Here is a 1668-nt window from a genome sequence, read left to right on the forward strand (position 1 = left end):
TCGCGGGGCCGGCCCCTCGGGGCGGGGCGGGGTGCCGCGTTGTCCGCAGCCCTTCCTGTCGGCAGGCTCCTCAGCCGTCGGCAGGCTCCTCAGCCGAACTGGACCGACCGCTTCGCCAGGCCCATCCAGAAGCCGTCGATCACCGAGCGCTGGGCGTCCAGTTCACCGGCGGCCTCGGCCGCGCCCATGGTCACGAACAGGGGCGCGAAGTGCTCGGTGCGGGGGTGGGCGAGCCGGCCCGCCGGTGACTTGTGGAGGAAGTCCAGGAGGGAGTCCCAGTCGCGGGACTCCAGGGCCCGGTTGCCCCAGTCGTCGAACTCGGTGGACCAGGCGGGGATGCCGCCCTGGCGGAGCGCGGCGAGGTTGTGGGTGAAGAAGCCGGAGCCGACGATCAGGACGCCCTCGTCCCGGAGGGGGGCGAGCTTGCGGCCGACGTCCATCAGCTTCACCGGGTCCAGGGTCGGCATGGAGATCTGCAGGACCGGGATGTCGGCCTCCGGGAACATCTCGACGAGCGGGACGTACGCCCCGTGGTCGAGGCCCCGGTCCGGGATGTCCTGGACCGGCGTGCCGGGGGCCTGGAGCAGCTTGCGCACGGACGCGGCCAGCTCGGGGGCGCCGGGCGCCGGGTACCGGACGGTGTAGTAGTGCTCGGGGAAGCCCCAGAAGTCGTAGACCAGCGGGACGGTCTCGACCGCGCCGAGGGCGAGCGGGGCCTCCTCCCAGTGGGCGGAGACCATGAGGATCGCCTTGGGGCGGGCCAGCGTCCTCGCCCAGGCGGCCAGTTCGCCGGGCCAGATCGGGTCGTCGGCGAGCGGGGGCGCGCCGTGGCTCAGGTAGAGGGTCGGCATGCGTTCGGCGGTGGCGGCGGACATAGGGGTGACTCCCTCGGCACACGCGACTCGCGAGTGGGCGGGGACACGCCTCGGCACGTACGGCTCCTGGGGCTCCTGGAGCACGTCGTCCTCAAGCGGGCCGCAGCGGGTCGCTTCAGGCTCATCGGTTGCTTGAGACCTCACCCCACTCCCCAGTAGTTGAAGTCTCAATATTTCTAGTTTCACCTTACATCTCTATTGTTCAATATTCAAGAAGGGTGCTCGTAGAGTGGAGGTATGAAGACACCGTCCGCCGCCGAAGAACCCCGCTGGCTCACCGAAGAGGAACAGCGCACCTGGCTCGCCTACGTCCATGGCACGACCCTGCTCGACGACCACCTCGATCGCCAGTTGCAGCGGGACGCGGGTATGCCGCACCTCTATTACCACCTGCTCGTGGTGCTGTCCGGCGAGCCGCAGCGGCGGCTGCGCATGACCGAGCTGGCGATGCACACGAAGATCACCCGCTCGCGCCTGTCGCACGCCATCGCCCGCCTGGAGAAGAACGGGTGGGTGCGGCGCGAGGACTGTCCGTCGGACAAGCGGGGGCAGTTCGCCGTACTCACGGACGGCGGGTTCGAAGTCCTGGAGAAGAGCGCGCCGGGACATGTGACGGCGGTGCGGCAGGCGCTGTTCGACCGGTTGTCGCCGGAGCAGCAGAGAACCCTCGGCGAGATCATGGAGATCATCGCCGAGGGGCTTCAGCCGAAGGAGGCAGGGGCGGACCTGCCGTGGCTGCGTTAGCCGCTCCGCCGCATCGGGGGTGGGGCGCCGCGACCCACGGGGAGTGGGG

2 protein-coding genes are annotated in these 1668 nt (G+C 70.0%); one reads left to right on the forward strand and one right to left on the reverse strand.

Annotation, left to right across the window (positions count from 1 at the left end):
- Window positions 1-89 precede the first annotated feature (89 nt).
- On the reverse strand, window positions 90-875 hold the full coding sequence (locus AOK15_RS41100; RefSeq protein ID WP_055524348.1) for a dioxygenase family protein: 786 nt from the start codon (window positions 873-875) through the stop codon (window positions 90-92).
- Window positions 876-1112: 237 nt separating this feature from the next.
- On the opposite strand from AOK15_RS41100, the gene AOK15_RS41105 reads away from it, so the two are divergent.
- Window positions 1113-1619: a MarR family winged helix-turn-helix transcriptional regulator gene (locus tag AOK15_RS41105; protein WP_055524350.1), complete on the forward strand. Its 507-nt coding sequence runs from the start codon at window positions 1113-1115 to the stop codon at window positions 1617-1619.
- Window positions 1620-1668 lie beyond the last annotated feature (49 nt).

The sequence above is a fragment of the Streptomyces ossamyceticus genome (genome assembly GCF_001418475.1).
GTDB lineage: Bacteria > Actinomycetota > Actinomycetes > Streptomycetales > Streptomycetaceae > Streptomyces > Streptomyces ossamyceticus.